Annotated in this window: 21 protein-coding genes; 12 read left to right on the forward strand and 9 right to left on the reverse strand. The window is 69.1% G+C overall.

The genetic code is table 11. The annotated features are described in order from the left end of the window. Positions 1-15: 15 nt before the first annotated feature. A complete protein-coding gene (locus NA12_RS20325) occupies positions 16-633 on the forward strand; it encodes a TetR/AcrR family transcriptional regulator (RefSeq protein ID WP_067453436.1) in 618 nt (205 codons plus the stop codon). 101 nt (positions 634-734) lie between these two features. Here NA12_RS20325 and NA12_RS20330 read toward each other — a convergent pair whose 3' ends face one another. Continuing rightward, the gene (locus NA12_RS20330; RefSeq protein ID WP_067453439.1) at positions 735-1,217 is read right to left on the reverse strand and encodes a winged helix-turn-helix transcriptional regulator; all 483 of its coding nucleotides are present in this window, start codon (positions 1,215-1,217) and stop codon (positions 735-737) included. 53 nt (positions 1,218-1,270) lie between these two features. On the opposite strand from NA12_RS20330, the gene NA12_RS20335 reads away from it, so the two are divergent. From NA12_RS20335 to NA12_RS20345, 3 genes are all read left to right on the forward strand, one after another. Beyond that, complete coding sequence (locus NA12_RS20335; protein ID WP_067453440.1) at positions 1,271-2,074, forward strand: acyl-CoA thioesterase; 804 nt, start codon at positions 1,271-1,273, stop codon at positions 2,072-2,074. Positions 2,075-2,088: 14 nt separating this feature from the next. After that, positions 2,089-3,540: an MFS transporter gene (locus tag NA12_RS20340; RefSeq protein WP_067453443.1), complete on the forward strand. Its 1,452-nt coding sequence runs from the start codon at positions 2,089-2,091 to the stop codon at positions 3,538-3,540. A 181-nt stretch (positions 3,541-3,721) separates the two neighbouring features. Then, positions 3,722-5,917, forward strand: a complete 2,196-nt coding sequence (locus NA12_RS20345; RefSeq protein WP_067453447.1) for a molybdopterin oxidoreductase family protein — start codon at positions 3,722-3,724, stop codon at positions 5,915-5,917. Positions 5,918-5,951: 34 nt separating this feature from the next. On the opposite strand, the gene NA12_RS20350 is transcribed toward NA12_RS20345, so the two are convergent. After that, positions 5,952-6,998 carry a fused (3R)-hydroxyacyl-ACP dehydratase subunits HadA/HadB gene (locus NA12_RS20350; RefSeq protein ID WP_067453448.1) on the reverse strand — a complete coding sequence of 349 codons (1,047 nt, stop codon included), beginning with the start codon at positions 6,996-6,998 and terminating at the stop codon, positions 5,952-5,954. A gap of 267 nt (positions 6,999-7,265) precedes the next feature. Here NA12_RS20350 and NA12_RS20355 point away from each other — a divergent pair, with 267 nt between their 5' ends. After that, positions 7,266-7,673 (forward strand): Fur family transcriptional regulator, encoded by a 408-nt coding sequence (locus NA12_RS20355; RefSeq protein ID WP_067453451.1) that lies wholly within the window; start codon positions 7,266-7,268, stop codon positions 7,671-7,673. Positions 7,674-7,684: 11 nt separating this feature from the next. Continuing rightward, on the forward strand, positions 7,685-9,913 hold the full coding sequence (gene katG, locus NA12_RS20360; RefSeq protein ID WP_067453454.1) for a catalase/peroxidase HPI: 2,229 nt from the start codon (positions 7,685-7,687) through the stop codon (positions 9,911-9,913). A gap of 57 nt (positions 9,914-9,970) precedes the next feature. On the opposite strand, the gene NA12_RS20365 is transcribed toward katG, so the two are convergent. Beyond that, positions 9,971-10,426, reverse strand: a complete 456-nt coding sequence (locus NA12_RS20365; protein WP_067453837.1) for an SRPBCC family protein — start codon at positions 10,424-10,426, stop codon at positions 9,971-9,973. Positions 10,427-10,592: 166 nt separating this feature from the next. Here NA12_RS20365 and NA12_RS20370 point away from each other — a divergent pair, with 166 nt between their 5' ends. The 3 genes from NA12_RS20370 to NA12_RS20380 all read left to right on the forward strand — a co-directional run bounded on the left by NA12_RS20370 (position 10,593) and on the right by NA12_RS20380 (position 13,575). Continuing rightward, positions 10,593-11,309, forward strand: a complete 717-nt coding sequence (locus NA12_RS20370) for a metal-dependent hydrolase (protein WP_067453457.1) — start codon at positions 10,593-10,595, stop codon at positions 11,307-11,309. Positions 11,310-11,521: 212 nt separating this feature from the next. Next, a complete protein-coding gene (locus tag NA12_RS20375; protein ID WP_067453461.1) occupies positions 11,522-12,778 on the forward strand; it encodes a lipase family alpha/beta hydrolase in 1,257 nt (418 codons plus the stop codon). Next, the gene (locus tag NA12_RS20380; protein ID WP_067453464.1) at positions 12,775-13,575 is read left to right on the forward strand and encodes a HugZ family pyridoxamine 5'-phosphate oxidase; all 801 of its coding nucleotides are present in this window, start codon (positions 12,775-12,777) and stop codon (positions 13,573-13,575) included. The genes NA12_RS20375 and NA12_RS20380 overlap by 4 nt, the downstream gene beginning before the upstream one ends. Here the strand turns inward: NA12_RS20380 and gloA2 are convergent, their stop codons facing one another. The 3 genes from gloA2 to NA12_RS20395 form a co-directional block, all read right to left on the reverse strand. Next, entirely contained in the window at positions 13,576-13,977 is a 402-nt protein-coding gene (gene gloA2, locus NA12_RS20385) for an SMU1112c/YaeR family gloxylase I-like metalloprotein (protein WP_243655002.1), read from the reverse strand. After that, positions 13,968-14,318 (reverse strand): hypothetical protein, encoded by a 351-nt coding sequence (locus NA12_RS20390; RefSeq protein ID WP_067453468.1) that lies wholly within the window; start codon positions 14,316-14,318, stop codon positions 13,968-13,970. The genes gloA2 and NA12_RS20390 overlap by 10 nt, the downstream gene beginning before the upstream one ends. Positions 14,319-14,400: 82 nt before the next feature. Then, positions 14,401-14,985, reverse strand: coding sequence for an HdeD family acid-resistance protein (locus NA12_RS20395; protein ID WP_067453470.1), 585 nt, complete (start codon positions 14,983-14,985; stop codon positions 14,401-14,403). 152 nt (positions 14,986-15,137) lie between these two features. Here NA12_RS20395 and NA12_RS20400 point away from each other — a divergent pair, with 152 nt between their 5' ends. After that, the gene (locus tag NA12_RS20400) at positions 15,138-16,121 is read left to right on the forward strand and encodes a glycosyltransferase family 9 protein (RefSeq protein ID WP_084472945.1); all 984 of its coding nucleotides are present in this window, start codon (positions 15,138-15,140) and stop codon (positions 16,119-16,121) included. Here the strand turns inward: NA12_RS20400 and NA12_RS20405 are convergent. Continuing rightward, complete coding sequence (locus NA12_RS20405; protein ID WP_067453841.1) at positions 16,103-16,441, reverse strand: ArsR/SmtB family transcription factor; 339 nt, start codon at positions 16,439-16,441, stop codon at positions 16,103-16,105. The two genes, NA12_RS20400 and NA12_RS20405, sit on opposite strands and share 19 nt — an antisense overlap. Positions 16,442-16,721: 280 nt before the next feature. Here NA12_RS20405 and NA12_RS20410 point away from each other — a divergent pair, with 280 nt between their 5' ends. Beyond that, on the forward strand, positions 16,722-17,384 hold the full coding sequence (locus NA12_RS20410) for a M23 family metallopeptidase (RefSeq protein ID WP_307188356.1): 663 nt from the start codon (positions 16,722-16,724) through the stop codon (positions 17,382-17,384). 6 nt (positions 17,385-17,390) lie between these two features. On the opposite strand, the gene NA12_RS20415 is transcribed toward NA12_RS20410, so the two are convergent. Next, positions 17,391-18,293, reverse strand: a complete 903-nt coding sequence (locus tag NA12_RS20415) for a LysR family transcriptional regulator (RefSeq protein ID WP_067453474.1) — start codon at positions 18,291-18,293, stop codon at positions 17,391-17,393. Positions 18,294-18,383: 90 nt separating this feature from the next. On the opposite strand from NA12_RS20415, the gene mqo reads away from it, so the two are divergent. After that, entirely contained in the window at positions 18,384-19,826 is a 1,443-nt protein-coding gene (gene mqo, locus NA12_RS20420) for a malate dehydrogenase (quinone) (RefSeq protein WP_067453477.1), read from the forward strand. Positions 19,827-19,874: 48 nt separating this feature from the next. On the opposite strand, the gene NA12_RS20425 is transcribed toward mqo, so the two are convergent. Next, positions 19,875-20,477, reverse strand: coding sequence for a TetR/AcrR family transcriptional regulator (locus NA12_RS20425; RefSeq protein ID WP_067453847.1), 603 nt, complete (start codon positions 20,475-20,477; stop codon positions 19,875-19,877). Positions 20,478-20,577: the final 100 nt, after the last annotated feature.

A 20,577-nucleotide genomic window follows, 5' to 3' on the forward strand; every position in this document is an offset into this window, starting at 1 on the left:
TGCTAGGCTGGCGTCATGAGTGAGCAGGTGAACCCCGCGCTCCGGCCCGCGGCCAACGCGACCCGGCGCAACGAGGGGTCTCGGCGCGCGATCCTGTCGGCCGCCTTCGAACTGGCGGGCGAGATCGGCTACGACAAGCTGACCATCGAGTCGATCGCCGCCAGGGCAGGTGTCGGCAAGCAGACGATCTACCGGTGGTGGCCGTCCAAAGGCGCCGTTCTGCTCGATGCCGTTCTGATGCTCAGCGAGACCGGCGACGACGCGGCGCCGGACCTCCCCGACACCGGCGACCTGGAAGCCGACCTGAAACTGGTCCTGCGCGCCACCGTCGCCGAACTCGCCGACCCCCGCTTCGACCTACCCCTGCGCGGCCTGACCAGCGCCATCATGCACGACGCCGCCTTGGCCGCCGCCTATACCGAACGGCTACAGCGCCCGATCGACGACCTCAAACGCCGCCGCCTCGTCGCCGCGCGAAACGCGGGGCAGATCGCCGCCGACATCGACCTCGACGTAGCCATCGCGATGATCTGGGGCCCACTGATGGACCGCTGGCTCCTGCGCAGCGGCACCCTCACCACCGACTTCGCCGATCGCGTGGTCGAGACAGCCCTGCGTGGACTACGCGGCTGACCAGACGGAAAGCACGTCATAGCAACGATATTCGGCCCAGGCCTCGCAATCGTCGTGCCGCTGCTCCCACCGACGCGCTCAGCCGTGCCGCGACGGCGACCTCACTGGCGTAGCGATTCGGGCAGTGGAGAACGGTCGCCCGCGCCGGGCCCGTCCCTCAGTTCCAGGTCGCGGCCATGGACTCGCTCGCCGCAGTGTGAGCAGGTGGGCTCGATGACGGTGAGGTGGGCGCAGGTGCGATGCACGACCTCCACCGGGGGGCCGTTCGGGGCGGCCCATTCGTCGCCCCACTGGCGCATCGCGGCGATCACCTGCCAGAGCGAGCGACCCTTGGCGGTCAGGCGATAGTCGTAGCGGACGGGGTTGTCCTGATAGGGCTCCCTTGTCATGATCCCGTTTTCGACCAGGCCCTCGAGGCGTTGGGTGAGGACGTTGCGAGCGATGCCGAGGCGGTCGCGGAAGTCGTCGAAGCGGGTGACGCCGAAGAGTGCGTCGCGCACGATCAGCAAAGTCCACCACTCCCCGACCACTTCCAGGCACTGGGCCAGGGAGCAGTTCATGTCTTCGAAGCTGGTGCGCCGCATTCCCCCAGCCTAGTCGGTTGCATGAAAGAACTCACCCATCTACGGTGAGTTGCATGATGAAACTCACTGGGCGGTTCGGTGCGCGCTTCGCCCTCACCGCCACCGACGCCGGACACTGGCATGCCGTGGTCGACGATTCATGGCGCGGCTGGACCGGCCCACACGGCGGCACGCTCGCGGGGCTCCTGATCGACGTCGCGCAGCGGGCGAGCACACGCGACTACCCCGTTCGTGCCGCCGATGTCCGGTTCCTCGGCCGACCGGCGACCGGCGCGTTCACCCTGCGCGCCACCGAACACATCGTCGGGCGCAGCACGACGATGCTGGATGTGGTCGCAGAGCAGGGCGGCGTGCCGGTCGCGGCGGCCACCGTGATCCTCGGGGCGCCCGGAGCGACCTCGATTCCCGCCCACAGCGCCCGGCCCGCGCCCGCGGTTGCGGCCGCACCGGACTGCGCGCTGTTCCAGCTGCCCCCGCAGATCGTCCCCGTCGGCGCGCATTTCGTCATCAGACCCGCCGCGGGCCCGTTGCCCCTCAGCGGTGCGGACGAGGCGATGATGTGCGCCTGGATCGCACTCGACCCCGCGCTCCCGCTCGACGCACCGAGTTCGGCCGTCCTGGCCGACGCGCTCCCGCCGGGATTGTTTCCACTGCTCACCGCCCCTGTCGCCGTACCGACCGTCGCCCTGTCGATGCAGGTGCACGCCGATCTCGGCCACCTAGGCGAGGCGCCTGTCCTGGTCCGTGCCGCCAACGTCAGTTCCGGTGACGGCTGGTCGGTCGACGACACCGATATCTGGGACAGCGACGGGGTGCTACTCGTCACCGCCCGGCAAACCCGCCGCGTCCTCGGCTGAACGAGAGCTCGATCATGAAATCGATTGTCCTGTCGCGTGATACGAACCCACGCTTGGTGCTCGCCATCGTCTCCACCGGCGTGCTGTTGTCGAGTCTCGACCTGTTCATCGTCAATGTCGCCATGCCTGCCATGGCCGCCGACTTCGGCGCCGGACTGACCGAGCTCTCCTGGGTGCTCAACCTGTATGCCATCGTCTTCGCCGCCCTGCTCGTTCCGGCCGGTCGGCTCGGCGACCGCGGCGGCAACCGCGCCACCTTCCTCACCGGCCTGGCGATCTTCGTGATCGGGTCGGCGCTGTGCTCGGCGGCCTGGAATGTGGAGTCGCTCATCGCTTTCCGGGTGGTCCAAGCCGTGGGATGCGCGCTGCTCACCCCCTCCTCGCTCGCGCTGGTACTCGCCGCGACACCACCGCAGCGGCGCGCGGGCGCGGTCCGGCTGTGGGTCGCGTTCGGCGGCCTCGGCGCGGCGCTCGGTCCGGTGCTCGGCGGCCTGCTGGTCACCATCGATTGGCGCTGGGTGTTCCTCGTGAACGTGCCGATCGGGTTGGCGGCGTTCGTAATCGGTATTCGCAAGCTCCCGTGCCCGCCCGCCGGGGGTGGTCCGCTGCCCGATCTGCTGGGTGCGGGCGCGCTGATCGGGGCGGTCGGGTCGTTGATCCTGGCCGTCGTCCAGGGACCCGAATGGGGCTGGAGCTCCACCGGGGTTCTCACCGCGTTCGGTGTCGCGGTCGGGCTCGGCGTTGTCTTCGTGATGAGTTCGGCGCGTCATCACAGCCCGATCGTCGACCCCGCCCTGCTCCGGGTCCCGAATTTCGCGCTCGCGGGGGCGAATTCGCTGGTCTTCCAGATCGCGTTCGCCGGCATGCTGCTCTCGGTCACGCTCTGGGCCCAGAACGTGTGGGGGTGGTCGGCACTGCGGACCGGGCTGGCCATCGCGCCGGGCCCCCTGGTGGTCCCGTTCGTCGCTGTCGGCGCGGGCAGGATCATCGCCCGCATCGGCGCGGGACCGGTGATCGCGGCGGGCGGGCTCGCCTTCGGCGGTGGACTCCTGTGGTGGGCGCGCGCGGCCGAACTGTCACCGGACTATGTGGGCGGCCTGCTCGGCGGCATGCTGCTGACCGGTCTCGGCGTGGGGTTGACCCTGCCCACCGCGTTCGCCGTCGGCGCGGGAACCCTACCTCCGCAACGCTTCGCGACCGGATCGGGCGTGCTGAGCATGGCCCGCCAACTCGGCCTCGCGCTCGGCGTCGCGCTCCTCGTCGCGTTGCTCGGCACACCGGATACCCCCGAGGCCACGCTCGACGCCTTCCACCGGGCTTGGTATGTGACCGCCGCGATCGCGGTCATGGCCGGACTTCTCGGCGCGGCCGTGCGGTCCCGACCACAGGCCGGGCCGCCGGTCGTCGCGCCCGGCCACGCAGCGGAGACGGCCGAGCAAGCCGGGGGCGCGGCAGTTTCCGCGTGATCACGAGCGGCCGGCGACCACCTGTCGCCGGCCGCGTCCGCCGGACCGCCGCAGCCCGGGTCGCCGGATCGGGACCGACAGGAGACGACGACGATCGGTCGGGAAATCCGACCGTAGTCGGTGTGCCGGACCGTCCGTTCGCGCTACCGTGGCAGGAGCGGTCGGCGGAGGGTAGGAAGCTGTGAACAGCACGACAACGGCGCGGCAGTGCACGCTGTGCGAGGCGCACTGCGGAATTCTGGTCACGGTCGAGGATTCGCGGGTCACCCGTGTCGAAGGCAATCCGGACGACGTGCTGTCGAAGGGCTACATCTGCCCGAAGGCGACAGCCATGGGCGGTCTGCACCACGATCCGGACCGGCTGCGGACACCGATGCGCCGGGTCGGGGACGGCTTCGAGCCGGTCGGCTGGGACGAGGCCTTCCGCGAGATCGGACAACGTCTGCGCGCGATACGCGCCGCGCACGGTCCCAGCGCCATCGGGATGTACATCGGCAACCCGGCCGCGCACAGCTCCTCGGTGATCTACGGCGGGTTGCTGCGGGCCGTCCTGCTCACTCGCAACTTCTTCTCCGCGTCCTCGATCGATCAGTTCCCGCAGGAATTCGTCGCGTGGCGGATGTTCGGCTCGAATGTGCTGATGCCGGTCACCGATATCGACCGCACCGACCGGCTGGTCGTGCTCGGCGCCAATCCCGCCGTGTCCAACGGATCGATCACCACCATGCCGGGCGCCAAATCGCGCATCAAGGCGGTGCGTGAACGGGGCGGCACCGTCGTCGTGATCGACCCGCGCCGCACCGAGACCGCCCGGCTGGCCGACGAACACGTGGCGGTCCGGCCCGGCGGCGATGTGTACCTGCTGCTCGGGATGCTGCACGTGCTCATCGCCGAGAAACTGTGCGACGAACGAGCGGTGCGCGCGCGGTGCAGCGGCTGGGACGAGCTCGCCGACCTGGTCGCCGACACCACCGCGGACCGCATGGCGCCCCTGGCCGGCGTCGACGCCGACACCATCACCCGGCTGGCCCGCGACCACGCGGCGGCGCCGTCGGCGGTGGTGTACGCGCGGATCGGGGTGTGCCAGCAGGTGACGGGCACGCTCACCCACTGGCTGGTCAACACGATCAACGCGGTGACCGGGAATCTCGATCGCGCGGGCGGTCAGATGTTCGCCTCGCCCGCCGTCGACGCCGCCCGCTTCGCGAAGTACCTGCCCGTGGGACACGGCGCGTGGACCGACCGCTCCGGGGCGCACAAGTCGTTCCGTAGCGAACTGCCGGTCGCGGTCCTCGCCGAGGAGATCCACACCGAGGGACCGGGCCAGATCAAGGCGATGATCACCTACGCGGGCAATCCGGTGCTCTCCACCCCGCAGGCGGACAAGCTCGATACCGCGCTGGAATCCCTGGATTGCTACGTGGCCGTCGACATGTACATCACCGAGACGACGCGGCACGCCGACTTCATCCTGCCGCCCGTCTCCGCGCTGGAACGCGAGGAACTGAACCTGCTGTTCCCGATCTTCAGCGTTCACAACAACGCCCGCTACGACGCCAGGGTGTTCGAGCCGCCCACCGACGGCTTGGACGACTGGCAGATCCTGGCCCGACTGGTGACCGAGATGATCCCGCTGCCGGCGCGACGGTTCACCGGACGCGCGCTCAACGCCGTGTTCGCGCAGTTCAGCCCCCTGCGACTGTCCGCCGCCGCGATCGCGACAGGTCCCTACGGAGTGCTGCGCCGTGGCCGGAACGGGTTGACGCTGAAGAAGATTCGCGACACCGCGGGCGGCGTCGATCTGGGCCCGTTGCGGCCGCGGCTGCCCGAGCTGATCGGCACCCGAGACCGCAAGACGAACGTGGCGCCCACGGATTTCCTGGCGGCGGTGCGTACCGTCCTGGACGAGACGACCGCGGCGGCCGAACCCGGCTACGACCTCCAGCTCATCGGACGACGTCACCTGCGCAGCAACAACTCCTGGCTGCACAACATCCCGTCGATGGTGAAGGGCCGTGACCGCTGCACCGTGCTGATCCATCCCGACGACGCCGCCGCCCGTGGTCTCGCCGACGGTGACCCGGCGACGATCGAATCCCCCGTCGGCTCGATCGTGGTTCCGGTGGAGATCAGTGGCGATATTCGCGCCGGAGTGGTGGCGATCCCCCACGGGTGGGGGCATCGCGAACCCGGGGTGGGCTGGTCGGTCGCGGCGGCGCTGCCCGGCGCCAATGTGAACCTGCTGCACGACCCGGCCCGCGTCGACCCGATCTCGGGCACCGCGGCGGTCAACAGCACGTGGGTGCGGGTGAACCCGGTCGCGGCGCAGACCCCGGATGCCACAACGCGATTCGAGGTCGTCGCCGCGCCTCGGTGAACCCGGCTACGAGGTCGGGTCCACCGCGCCGTGGTCAGCGAAAGCGCAGGTTCGCGGTGGCGAGGCCGAAGATCTTGCGGCCGCCGGACTTGGCCACGATGGCGATCACCGCGGTGCGGTTCGCCGGGTCGAGGGACTTCACGCGGCCGGTGTACTCGACCTGGCCGCCCTCCCGGCCGACGATCGTGTAGGTCGACAGGCGCACGCCGTAGCGGGTGACGGCGCCGGGATCGCCGGACCAGGTGGAGAGGAAGCCCGCGCCCAGACCCATGGTGAGCATGCCGTGGGCGATGATGTCGGGCAGGCCGGCCAGCTCGGCGATCTTCTCGTCCCAGTGGATGGGGTTGCCGTCGCCGGACACTCCGGCGTAGTTGACCAGGTCACCGCGCGAGACGCGGGCGTCGCGCAGCGGGAGTTCGTCGCCGACGGTGAGCTCGTCGAACGACAGTGTGGTGTTCGGGATCCGGGCCGCGCCCTCGACGGACAGCGGGACCTCGCCCTCGGGACGCAGGGTGGTCTCCACCTCGACGCTCTTGTCGGCGCTGTAGATGCTCACCCCGTGGAGCATGATGTTCTCCACCGCGGCGGTGATCGCGGGATCCACCCCGTCGTCGCCGGTGATGCCGACCACCGTGGTGTGCATGATGTGCACGGTCTCGCCGAGCTCGTCGACGAAGGTGTTGGTGACGGTGATCAGATCCTTGCCCGCGATCGTGCGCACCGAGGTCAGCTCGACGTCGACCACGAGACGATCACCGGCCACGATCGGCTTGTGCTGCTCGAAGACCTGTTCGGTCTGCACGAACATGTCGTAGCCGACGACCACCGTCTCGAACAACAGTTTGTTCGCGGCCATCGCCGGGATGGACACGAACGTCAGCGGCGCGACCAGTCCCGGGTAGCCGAGCGCGGCGGCGGCCTCGTCCTCCCAGTGAGCCGGATGGAAGTCCTGGACGGCGCGCGCGTACTCACGGATCTTCTCGCGACCGACCTCGTAGACGCCCTCGACCCGGTAGTAGTGCCCTACCTTCGACGCGGTGTCGGGGCCATCGACGGATGGGGCATCGACTACGGAAGTCACTATGAATCACCTTCGTTCGGGGAACGGACACCCGGCAGGCTAGTCGACGCGCAGGCGGACCGGGCATTCCTTGGCACAGTTCACAGCCTGTGGCCTTGCTTCGCGGTCAGAAAGAGGGTACGTCGCCGGTGCCCTCGGTGCCACCGATACCGGGCTGCGGCGTGATCTCCCGCGATGTCATCACGACGGATCCGCGCAAACCCCTCCCCCGATTATCTGGAATGAGTCATAATCTGGAACGTGTCCACTACATCGGCCTTCGAACAGATGCTGCGCGCAGCCTCACTGCGTATCACCGCGCCACGCCTGGCGGTGCTCACCGCAGTGCACCAGCATCCGCACGCCGACACGGACACCATCGTGAACCGAGTCAGAGCCACCCTCGGGGCCGTCAGCCAGCAGGCCGTCTACGACGTACTGCGGGTTCTCACCAGCGCCGGACTGCTCCGGCGGATCCAGCCGATGGGCACCGTCGCGCGCTATGAGACGCGCGTCGGTGACAACCACCATCACCTGGTGTGCCGAATTTGTGGCGTGATCGTCGATATCGAGTGCGCTGTCGGCGACGCGCCCTGTCTGACTCCCTTCGATCATCGCGGCTTCGTCGTCGACGAGGCCGAGGTCATCTACTGGGGCCACTGCCCCGACTGCACGACATCACCATCACTCTCCTGAAAGGATTCACCGTGCCCGAGGAACACCCACCGATCGCGGAAGCCAACACGGAAGCCGGTGACAGTGGCTGCCCCGTCATGCATCGCCCGTTCGCCTCCACCGACGCGCGTGGAGCGAACAGCGAATGGTGGCCGAACCAGCTCAATCTCACACTGCTGCAGAAGAATCCGCCCTCGGTGAATCCGATGGGCGAGGACTTCGACTACGCGGCCGAATTCGCGACCCTCGACCTGGCCGCGGTGAAGGCCGATATCGAGCAGGTCATGACGACCTCACAGTCGTGGTGGCCCGCCGACTTCGGCCACTACGGCCCGTTCTTCATCCGAATGGCCTGGCACTCCGCGGGCACCTACCGGGTCGGTGACGGCCGCGGCGGCGCGGGCGCGGGCCTGCAGCGCTTCGCCCCGCTCAACAGCTGGCCCGACAACGCCAGCCTCGACAAGGCGCGCCGCCTGCTGTGGCCGGTGAAGAAGAAGTACGGCCGCAAGCTGTCGTGGGCCGACCTCATCGTCTACACCGGCAATGTCGCGCTCGAGTCGATGGGTCTGCCGACCTTCGGTTTCGGTGGCGGCCGCGTCGACGCGTGGGAGCCGGAGGAGGACGTGTTCTGGGGTCCCGAGCGCACCTGGCTCGGCGATGAACGCTACACCGGCGACCGTAACCTCGACCGTCCACTCGCCGCGGTCCAGATGGGCCTGATCTACGTCAATCCCGAAGGCCCCAACGGCAATCCGGATCCCGTCCTCGCCGCTGCCGACATTCGCGAGACCTTCGCGCGGATGGCGATGAACGACGAGGAGACCGCCGCGCTCATCGCCGGCGGGCACACCTTCGGCAAGACCCACGGCGCGGGCGACGCCGACCTGGTCGGCGTCGAACCGGAAGCCGCGCCGCTGGAACTGCAGGGGTTGGGCTGGAAGAGCAGCTTCGGCACCGGTGTCGGCGAGGACGCGATCACCAGCGGCCTGGAGGGCATCTGGAACAGCACCCCCATCACCTGGGACAACAACTTCCTCGACACCCTCTACGGGTACGAGTGGGAGCTGTCGAAGAGCCCGGCGGGCGCGCACCAATGGATCCCGAAGGACGGCGCGGGCGCCGACACCGTGCCAGACCCGTTCATCGCGGGCAAGAAGCGCGCCCCGGTCATGCTCACCACCGACCTGTCGCTGCGGTTCGACCCGGTCTACGGACCGATCACGCGCCGCTGGCTGGACAACCCCGCCGAGTTCGCCGACGCGTTCGCCCGCGCCTGGTACAAGCTCACCCACCGCGATATGGGCCCGGTCGCCCGCTATCTCGGCCCGCTGGTTCCGTCCGAGGAACTGCTGTGGCAGGACCCGGTCCCCGCGCAGCAGGGCCCGGTCATCGGCGACGCCGAGATCGCCACCCTCAAGGGCCAGATCCAGGCCTCCGGCCTGTCCATCGCCCAGTTGGTGACGACGGCGTGGGCGGCGGCCTCATCGTTCCGCGGCAGCGACAAGCGTGGCGGCGCCAACGGCGGGCGCCTGCGCCTGCAGCCGCAGGCGGGCTGGGCGGTCAACCAGCCCGACGAGCTCGCCCAGGTGGTGCGGGTCTACGAGGGCATCCAGGACACCTTCAACACCGGCGGCGGCGTTCAGGTGTCGTTCGCCGATCTGGTGGTGCTCGGCGGCGCGGTCGGCGTGGAACAGGCTGCCCAGGCCGCCGGTTTCCCGGTGACGGTGCCGTTCACGCCGGGCCGGACCGACGCGACCCAGGCCCAGACCGACGTCGAGTCGTTCGACGCGCTCGAGACCGCGGCCGACGGGTTCCGCAACTACGTGTCCAAGGACGCGCAGATCCCCGCGGAGTTCCTGCTGATCGACAAGGCGAACCTGCTCACGCTGAGTGCCCCGGAGATGACCGTGCTGATCGGTGGTCTGCGCGTACTCGGCGCGAACTACCAGTCCTCGCCGCACGGCGTGTTCACCCAGACCCCGGGTGTGTTGACCAACGACTTCTTCGTCAACCTCCTCGACATGGGTACCGAGTGGGCCCCGTCGTCCGCCGACGAGAACGTCTACGAGGGTCGCGACCGCGAGACCGACGCGATCACCTGGACCGGTAGCCGCGTCGACCTGGTGTTCGGCTCCAACTCGCAGCTGCGGGCCGTGGCCGAGGCCTACGCGACCGACGACGCGAAGGAGAAGTTCGTGCACGACTTCGTCGCCGCGTGGACCAAGGTGAGCAACCTGGACCGGTTCGACGTCTCGGCCTGATCCGAACAGCGAAACGCCCTGCGGCTCAGCACGAGTCGCAGGGCGTTACCGTTGCGATCAGGACTCGGCGAGGTCGGCCAGGCGGTCCACCGACGCCTGCAACTTGTCGGCGGTCGTGGCCTTTGCCCTGACCTGACGCAGTTCGTCGTGCAGCTCGGACCAGTCGTAGGTGTGGGTCACCCGGGTGTGGGTGTCGTCGATCGGCTCGAGCTCCCAGCGCCACAGGTGTCCCGGCGGGGTCTTGTCCCGCTCGGACGGGTTCCACGCGATGCGGCGGCCCTCCTCGAACTCGACGATGTGGTTGTCGCGGTCGGCACCGTTGGTCAGCGTCGTGGTGAACACGTCACCGACCGCGCGGACCCGCTGGCCCTCGACGGCCTGAGCGAGGTTGTCGTTGCCGTCCCAGCGCGGTTGCTGCGCGGGATCGGCGATCAGGTCGAAGATCACGGCGGGGGTCGCCGCGATGTCGCGGGTGGCGTGGACGATGCGGGGCACGTCGATGGTTTCGGTCACCGGGCGATAGAACCAGCAGCTCACCCACCCCGGCAAGCGTTCCGCTCGAGCGCGCGACTAACTCCCTCCGGTCACCGCAGCCGTCCCAACCGGCCACGCGCGCCCCGCATTCCGGCGCTGTCCACGGCATATGCGTTGCGGTAGTGACTTACTCTAACGTTGCGGGGTGCTAGGACATTCTCATGCGACGAGTGGGGCGCTGGCGTGGGCCGCGACAGCCGCCGCGCTTCCGCTCACGGTCGCCGCTTTCCCTCTGTTCGACAGCGACACAACGCGATTCGGCATCGCCGAACTCATCATGGGCACGCTACTCACCGCGGGCGCGGCGCTGCTGCCCGACGCCGATCATCCCAGTGGCACGATCTCCCACGTGCTCGGGCCGGTCTCGCATCACCTGTGCCGGTTCATCTCCTGGGCGTCGGGCGGCCATCGTCACGGCACGCATTCGCTGTTGTTCGTCGTCGTCGCGGTCGCGGCCACCTGGGCCGGGGAGCACTACCTCGGCAGACCGTTCACCCTCGGTCTCGTGTTCTTCCTGCTCGCCCTCGCGGTGCGGTCGCTGCACCTGTGCCCGCCGGGCAAGAGCGTGCGGACCTACGGGACGGTGATCGTACTGGCGACGGCGGGGACCTTCGCGGTCGACCACTGGATCGTCGACCGCCCGGCGTGGCTGCCGATCTGCGTCGGCCTGGGCTGTCTGGCCCATCTGCTCGGGGACTGTCTCACCGATCGGGGCTGCCGGTTGCTGTGGCCGTTTCCCTTGCGCACCCGGGTGCCGCTGATCGAGCGGACGGGCAACCGGGTCGAGACCTGGGTCCTGTCCCCCCTGTTCGTGCTCGGCACGATGGGCGCGCTCTGGTACGCGATCATGAACCGGCCGTGATCGCTGGGACGGCGGTGTGCCCGCCGTCCCGCGCCGCCGGCGGAGCCGGTTCCCTTCGGTCGCCGTCGGCGGATCACATACTTAGATGCGCATATCTCGGTATCAGTATGTGATTTGTGAGGCGCCCCAACCCGGCAGCCCGGGCATCGTCGCAGGTCTCGAAGCCGCCCCAACTTCACCATTTTTCAGTGCACAGTTGTACTCTCAGCTCTGTGACGGAGCAGCTCCCCCAATCCCAGGCCGAAGTACAGGCGCTCACGCGGCTCGCCGGTGAGGAGTTCGTCGGCGCGGTCGACGGGATCGCCGCCATCCATCGAGCCATTTCCGACCGGGTGTTCGCGGCGGTGCGGCTGGGTGTCGGGTCCGCGGCGGCGCCGGTGAAGGTCGTGCACGACGCCATCGCCGACGGCGTGTACGCCGCCATCAGCGGGACCGGCTTCGTTGTCGGCGAGGTCGCGAGCGCGGTCCGATTGTCCGGGGTCAACGCGCCCTCGCGCACCGTGTGGGGTGCGGGCGCGCTGGCGGCGATCCAGGGGCTGATCGGCGACTCGCTGGCAGACGAGAACCCGATCCTGTCCTCCCCCATGACCTTCCGCGTCGACGGCGTCCCCGTCCCGCCCGAGACGTTCGCCGCCCATGTCCCGGTGCCGACGACCCGGCTGGTCGTGCTCCTGCACGGACTCGTGGAGACCGAACACTCCTGGCGACTCGGCAACCGCCCCACTTACGGCGAGCGCCTCGAGGACGACCTCGGCTACACCCCGGTCTTCGTCCGGTTCAACACCGGGCTCCATATCTCGGAGAACGCCGCCCAGCTCAGCGACCTGCTGACCCGGCTGGTCGACAGCTGGCCGATGCCGGTGCACGAGATCTGCCTGATCGGGCACTCGATGGGCGGGCTGGTGCTGCGCAGCGCCTGCCATCAGGCCGAGCAGTCGGGCAGCGGTTGGGTGCGCTCGGTGCGACAGGTGGTGTGCCTGGGCTCACCCCACCTCGGCGCGCCGCTCGAACAGTTCGCCCACTACGCGTCGGCCGCGCTCGATCTACTACCCGAGACCCGACCGCTGAGCACCCTGCTGCGCCGACGCAGTGCGGGCATTCGCGATCTGCGACAGGGTTCGCTGGTCGACGAGGATTGGCGCGACCTCGACGTCGATACCCTGCGCAGGCGGGCGGTGCGGGAGGTGCCGCTGCTGCCCGGCGTCGATCACTATTTCGTCACCACCACCATCACCGACAGCCCGAGACATCCGCTCGGCGTGATCATCGGCGACGGCATGGTGCTCACCGGCAGCGGGTCGGGCCGCGGGCGGACCCGGCGCCTGGATTTCGACGCGGTCAACGCCCTGCACATCCCCGCGGCGAACCATTTCAGCCTGCTCAATCACGACGCTGTCTACGATGCGCTGCGGGGCTGGTTGACGAGCGCCCCCCGTCGCGCGCGTCGGGTGGATACGCTGTGGCCATGACTCTCGACCACGGCGATCCGGGCGACGCACCGGCCATCCCGCTGCCGACCGCTCCCCTGGCCAACGAGGCCCGCCCCTCGCCGGCCGAAGAAGCCAGGACGATCGCGGCAGGCACCAACACCGGCACGCTGGCCAGCCTCACCGGCGACGGCGCACCGTGGGCGTCGTTCATCACCTACGGATTGCTCGACGGCGCACCGGTACTGAGCGTGTCGCGCCTGGCCGAACACGGCCGCAACCTGGCCGCCGATCCCCGCGCCAGCATCGCGATCGTGACCCCCGACATCCCGGCCGACCCGCTGGCGGGCACCCGGATCACTCTCGCCGGTTTCGTGGAACGTCCGACCGGCGCCGAGGCGGACGCGGCCCGCGCCGCCCACCTGACGGCGATCCCGGCGGCCAAGTACTACATCGACTACAGCGACTTCACCCTGTGGGTCCTGCGCGTCGAGCGGGTGCGCTGGGTCGGTGGCTACGGCCGGATGGATTCGGCCTCGGCCGCGGAATACGCCGCGGCGCAGCCGGACCCGATCGTCGCGCACGCCGCACCCGGTGTCGCGCACCTCAACGCCGACCACGCCGAGGCACTGCTGGCGATGGCCCAGCAGCTCGGCGGCTTCCCCGACGCCATCGCCGCCACCTGCGAGAAGGCCGATCGCTACGGGCTCGACCTGCGGGTGGAATCACCGCGCGGCGTGGCGCTCACCCGCGTCGGCTACGCCACGCCGCTGTCGGAGATCGGCGAATTGCGCGCGGCGACAGTCGAACTCGCGCGCCGGGCCCGCGCGACGCACTGATCACGCCTCGTACAGCTCGAGCGGCAGGTCGTCCGGATCGAAGAAGAAGGCCATCTGCTTACCGGTGTGCTCATCGGTGCGCAGCTCCTCGGTCCGGACACCACGCGCTCGTAGTTCCACCAGGGCGGCGGACACATTCGTGACAGCCAACGCCAGGTGCCGCAGGCCCGCCGCCTCCGGCCTGCTCGGGCGCGCGGGCGGGTCGGGGAACGAGAACAATTCGATACGCACGCCGTCGGCCAACGCGATGTCGAGCTTCCAGGAATCGCGATCGGCGCGATAGTTCTCGGCGAGGACGGTGCCGCCGAGGGTTTCGGTATAGAAGCGTTTCGAGCGGGCGTAGTCGGTGGCGATGATCGCGATGTGGTGGACGCCCAGGAACCGCACGCCGGTCAGGTCCACAGCACCGCGACGAGTACGTTGACGATCGCGAGCCCGCCCGCGGCGTCGGTCATCCAGTCGATCTGCTTGCCCCGCTTCGCGTCGCCCCGGCCCATCTCGGCGAACGCGGCCACCGCGACCGCGACAACCAGCTTCACCGCCAGCTTCGTCGTATCCGGATCCTTGCCGAGCGAGTCGATCGCCGAAGCCAGCCCCGCCAGGATCACTCCGGTGATCAGCTGGGCGCGCGCGCCCCACACCATCAGCTCCGACACCACCGGACGCGACGCGACATAACCTCCGACCACCGCGGCCATGCCGAGTAGGTGGGTGACAACCACCAGGTTGTAGACGAATTCCATGGATGCGAAGCGTAATTGACACGAAAGCGGCCGGTGCCCGAAGGCACCGGCCGGTTCAGACGAACTTTCCGTGGGGAGAGAGTCAGGCCAGCTGCTCGTCGAGCAGATGCGCGTCCTTGCGGATGCCGAAGGCCGTGATGACCTCCATGACACCGATGACGATCAGGAAGATGCCGACGACCCAGACCAGCGTGGTGAGCGAGCTCATCGGCCACACGATCAGCACGACGCCGGCCAGCGCGCTGATGATGCCGTAGAAGATCTGCCAGCCCCGGCCGGGCACGCCCGGCTCCGAGATCGCGGCGAACAGGACGGCGACGCCACGGAACAGCCAGCTGATGCCGATCCACAGACCGAGCAGCACGATCGAGGTGAGGTCGTCGCGGAAGCAGAACACACCGATGATCAGCGACAGCACGCCGCTGATGAACGACAGCACGCGAAAGCTGGTGCTCGGCAGATGGGTGAAGGCGGCGATCAGCTGGAAAATGCCGCTGACCACCATGTAGATACCGAACAGAATGCCCGCCACGAGCAGCGACGGACCGGGCCACACCAGCACGATGATGCCGAGGACCACGGCGAGCAAGCCGGTGACCAGAACTGTTTGCCAGGTTTTCTTCGCAAGAGCCGTGAACGGGCTCCCTAGCACGGTATTTGTCGTCATGACGTGATGTTATGCCCGCTCGCGTCGGTTTCCCGGAAATTAGCTGGAGCTGTGATCGTGTCGCGATCGGGCGCGGCGCCGGGGCCGATCGCCCGGGTGATCCGTCAGATCGTTGCCCTCGCGAAAGTTTGGTCGGCGATCGTCTCGGGTAGATGAAGAATGTGTCGGTTGTACTCGTGCTGCAAGCTCGGGGCCTCGGTGAGCTTCTCGCCGCGGTCCCGGCTCTGCGTGCCCTGCGCCGGGCCGAACCACAGCGCCGGATCGTCCTGGCCGCGCCGCATCGATTGGAGCAGATCGTCGACCTGATCTCCTCGGTCGACGAGCTCGTCGCCACCGCCGACCCGGCCGCCTTGATCTGGGATGGTCCCGCACCCGATTTAGCGGTGAACCTGCACGGCGCCGACGGCGCCAGCGCACGGGCACTGGCCGATACGGGAGCCGAGCGGATCATCGGGCATCGCACGCCCGCCCTGCCCAAGCTCGCCGGTCCGCGCTGGGATCCCGACGCGCATATGGTCGACCGGTGGTGCCGCCTGCTCGAGGGCGAGGGCATCGACGCGGATCGGCGCAACCTCGGCCTGGTGCCGCCGGTGGCCTCGATCAGCCGTCGTGATTGCGTCGTCGTCCACATCGGGGCGGGTGCGGCCGCCCGGCGATGGCCGCCGGAGCGGTTCGCCGCGGTGGTGCGCCACCTGCTGGTCCTCGGTCGTGATGTGGTCCTCACCGGCGACCCGTTCGAGCACGACATCGCTCGACAGGTCGCCGCGCAGGCCGGTTTGCCAGACGACCGGGTCCTCGCCGGTCGACAGAACCTCACCGACCTCGCCGCGACGGTGGCCGAGGCCGCCCTCGTGATCAGCGGCGATACCGGGGTCGGACATCTGGCGACGGCGTTCGGCACCCGAACGGTCCTGCTGTTCGGGCCGACGCCACCGCGCCGGGGCGGCCCGCCCGCGCACCTGCTCGGCAGGCACGCGGTGCTCTGGGCCGGACAGGTCGGCGATCCCGACAGCTCGACCATCGACCCCGGCCTGCTGCGGATCGGCGTGCCCGAGGTGATCGCGGCGGTCGATATGCAGCTCGACAAGCAGGCGTGGGCGGAATCCGGCCGGTCGCGTTACCGCCGAGTCGGCTGAGCCGGGTCGGCGTCGGCGGCCTCCCGCAGGGCGGCGGCATGGGCGGCCAAGGCGCTGGGCCAGTATTTGTCGAGGTAGTCGCGGGCGTCGTTGAGACCGCGTGGGTCGAGGGAGTAGAGGTGCCGATTCCCGTCGCGGCGCATGCGGACCAGGTGAGCCTCACGCAGAATACGCAGGTGTTGCGAGGCGGCTGAGCTGGTGATGCCGGTGGCGGCGGCGAGGTCGGCCACCGAGCGGGGACCCTGCGGCAGCGATTCGAAGATCGCGCGCCGGGTGTGGTCGGATAACGCCGTGATGGCACGGACTCCGTTAGTGTCCACTGAATCAGTGTCGTCGGAATGCAAGTTTTCGGCAACGATCTTGAGCAGGGGCATTTCGCCCGGTGAGTATCAGAATGTCGGTCATTCGTTAGACTATTGTTATAGATCAACTGGGGTTATAGCGCATCGTGATGGCCGCCACAGGATTCGCCGCGAAGGTTACGGTTTAGCTACGTTCTACAACATGTTCGTGACCAACCCGTTATCTGCTCGAGTCTCCGACGCCTTCGCAGGTCGTTGGGGAGGCGTGGTCGCGGGTGCGGTGGCTTTGTCCGCACTCGTGGGTACCTCCGTCGCCACTTTCAGTGAGCCCGAGAGCCCTGTCCCCACTACCACGATCGCCGCGGATGCCACCGAGGCCATCAACTCCGGCCAGTCGCCGTACCGCTTCACCGCGTACACCCCCGCCGAGGCCCAGGGCCCGCAGGGCGAGACCCCCGTGTCCGCCCCGATCCCGTGGGAGGAGCACCGCGAGGCCGTCGGCCTCGCGCTGCCGGCGCTGCCGTTCATCGCTCCCCCGCCGCCGCGCCCGCAGACCGTTCGGCCGGTCACCGGCAGGCTGACCTCCTACTTCGGCGCGCGCTGGGGCACCGCGCACAACGGCATCGACTTCGGTGACCCGATCGGCGCGCCGATCTTCGCCGTCACCGACGGTACCGTGATCGAGGCCGGTCCGGCCACGGGCTTCGGCCTGTGGGTCCGCGTCCAGCAGGATGACGGCACCATCGGTGTGTTCGGCCACGTGAACGACATCCTGGTTCAGGTCGGTCAGCACGTCAACGCCGGTGACACCATCGCCACCGTCGGTAACCGTGGCAATTCCACCGGTCCGCACCTGCACTACGAGGTGCACGTGCCGGACGGCTCGCTCTACGGCGCCCCGATCGACCCGCACCCGTGGCTCGCCGCGCGTGGCGTCGATGCCGGCATCGCCCAGGACTGATCCCACTCACCCACTGATCGCCGCCCGGCGCGCGATCAGGAACTCCCGAAGCCGCGCGACCGCGAGCGTCGAGTCATGGTCTCCCGAGACCAGGCCGACCTCGCGGTCGCGTTCGCCATCGATGGGTATCACCGCCAGGTCGGGGTTCGCGACCTCGGCCGCGGGCAACAGCGCCACGCCCTGTCCGAGCGCCACCAGCGCGCGCAGCGTTTCGAACTCGGTGATCTCGAATACCACTCGTGGCGTGAAACCCGCCGCGGCACACCAACTGTCGAGCAGCGTGCGTAACTGATAGCTGGGCGGGTTGGCGATGAACGCCTCCTCGGCCAGTTCGGCGAGATCGATGCGGGCGCGCCGAGCCAGCGGGTGGGTGCGCGACACGTGCAGGTCGATGCGCTGTCGTCCGAGATCGACGGTCGGCAGATCGGGCGGCGGCGGGATCATCACCGCGAGGTCGAGTCCGCCCTCGCGCACCTGCTCGGCCAGCGCCTCGCCGTGCGCCTGCACCAGGTGCAGCCGGATCCGCGGCGCGCGGGTGTGGAACTGCGCGAGCAACGACGGAATGCTCACCGGGCCGAGGGTGAGCGGGAAACCGAACCGCACCAGCCCGCTGTCGGGGTCGGCGTCGGCGCGCACCTGCCGCACCGCGTCGTCGAGCGCGCGCACCAGTCCCCTGGTCCGCGCGTGGAGATCACGGCCCTGCGGGGTGAGCGCGACCCCACGCCCCACCGGCTGGAACAGGGCGACGCCGAGGAGCTGTTCCATCGTTGTGACGCGCCGGCTCAGTGAGGACTGCGGCACACCGAGTCGCTGCGCCGCCCGCGTGAAGTGGCCCTCTTCGGCCGCCGCGTCGAAGGCGGCGAGCAGCGGAGCCAGCGCCTGTGCTCCCGACCGCGCTGAATCATCCATATCCGGATCATATCTTCGGCGATTCCGTGTTGGACGGATTACTGCTGTCGGCGTGACGATGGCGGTACACAGCTCACGGGAGGTTCGACCATGAACGACACCACACCCACACGACCCCGCTCCGGCAGCGGTGACGACATCCTCGATGCGGTCCTGATCGGCGGTGGCATCATGTCGGCCACGCTCGGCGCCCTGCTGAGCACCCTCGCGCCCGACTGGTCGATCGCGCTGTTCGAGCGGCTGGGCGAACCGGCGGCGGAGAGCAGTCATCCGTGGAACAACGCCGGCACCGGCCACTCCGGGATGTGCGAGCTCAATTACATGCCCGACGCGAGCGATGGCGCCAAGGCGGCGGGGATCGCCGATCAGTTCGCACTCTCGCGCCGGTTCTGGTCGGCGCTGGCCCACCGGGGCGAACTGGAGCCCGACACGTTCCTGACCCCCACACCGCATGTCACGGTGGTTTTCGGCGACCGCGACATCGCCTACCTGCGGCAGCGGTACGCGACGCTGCGCGCGCTGCCCGCGTTCGCGCAGCTCGAGTACACCGAGGACCGTGCGGTGATCGCCGGCTGGGCGCCGCTGCTCGTACGCGGTCGAGCCGACGGCGAGGCGCTGGCGGCCACCCGGCATACCGCGGGCACCGACGTCGACTTCGGGGCGCTGACCAGGTCGCTGTTGCCGACGATGAGCGCGGCGGGCAACGCGGTCCGGATGCGTCGTGAGATCACCGGACTCACCCGCGGCCCCGACGGGCTGTGGACCGTGCGCGGTCGCGATCTCGACAGTGGGCGGCGGTTCCGGGTCAGGGCCCGGTTCGTGTTCGTCGGCGCGGGCGGTTACGCGTTGCGGCTGTTGCAGCGGGCCGGTCTGCCCGAGGTGCGTGGATACGGGGTGTTCCCGCTCGGGGCGCAGTTCCTGCGCACCGACAATCCCGAGGTCGTCGCCGAGCATCATGCCAAGGTGTACAGCCAGGCCGCGCTGGGCGCACCGCCGATGTCGGTGCCGCATCTGGATCGGCGCGAGGTCGACGGCGCCGGTGCGCTGCTGTTCGGCCCCTACGCCACCTTCAGTACCCGCCTGCTACGCCACGGCAAGCTCACCGACCTGTTCACCACCTTGCGCCCGCACAATATCGTCCCGCTGCTCGCGGTCGGCCTGCGCAACGTCGATCTGGTCCGCTACCTCGTCACCGAACTGCTGGCCTCACCGCGCCGCAAGTTCGCCCAGCTACGGCGCTTCTACCCGACCGCCGACCCCGCCGATTGGACCCTTGTCCAGGCCGGGCAACGCGCCCAACTGGTGAAACCCGATCGCGAGCACGGCGGCGTACTCGAATTCGGCACCGAGTTGGTCACCGGCGCCGACGGCACCATCGCGGGGCTTCTCGGCGCCTCCCCCGGCGCTTCCATCGCGCCCTCGATCATGGCCGACCTGCTCGAGCGCTGCTTCCCTGGACGCCGCCACGAATGGGCTCCGGTGCTCGCCGAATTGCTGCCGTCGGCCGGGTCGACCACTGAGGCCGCCTCGTAAACACCTGTCGGACAATCACATCCGCATCCAGCTGGGGTGCGGATGTCTCTATCGAGGGGCCGCGAGAAGGGCAGCGATCAGGCGGTGGCTGCGGGCGGTCATCTGGGTGGCTGTCTCGTCGGGGTGGCGCAACCACCACAGGACCAGCGAGGTCACCGCGCCCATCCAGACGTCGGTCAGCGCCGAGAGGTCGGTCGGGTCGGTGAGTTCGACAGCGCCGATGGCGTCGGCGACACCGCGCGCGGCTTGGGCGGCGATCCGGCGGCGGGCGGCGCGCACGGCGTCGGCGGCGGGGCCGTCGTCGGGGTGGGAGCGGTCGAACAGGACGGTCCAGTCGTGCGGGCGCGGTGCCAGCGCGACGAAGATCGCGTCGAGGGTTCGTTCGGCCTTGCTCAGGCCGCCCGCCCCGGCGATGGCGGATTCGATCGCGTCGAACAGGACCGTGGCCGCCCGGTCCACGCAGGTGATGTAGAGCCCGTCCTTGGACTGGAAGTAGGTGTAGACCAGCGGCTTGGACACGCCCGCACGCTGCGCGACGTCGGCCAGGGACAGACCCGCGTACCCCACGCGACCGAGCTCGGCGACGGCGGCGTCGAGGATCTGCTGTTCACGCTCGGGGCGCGGGACACCTTTGGTACCGGCTGTGCTCACCGTGCCATCCAACCATCGCACCCGATGCCGGTTGACACCGAATTGGCGGTTTTGTAATTTACTATTTAGTCAATTACTGACGCTTTCCGACTCGACAGGA

Origin of the sequence: Nocardia alba NBRC 108234 (assembly GCF_001612665.1) — a bacterium.
Classification (GTDB): domain Bacteria; phylum Actinomycetota; class Actinomycetes; order Mycobacteriales; family Mycobacteriaceae; genus Nocardia; species Nocardia alba.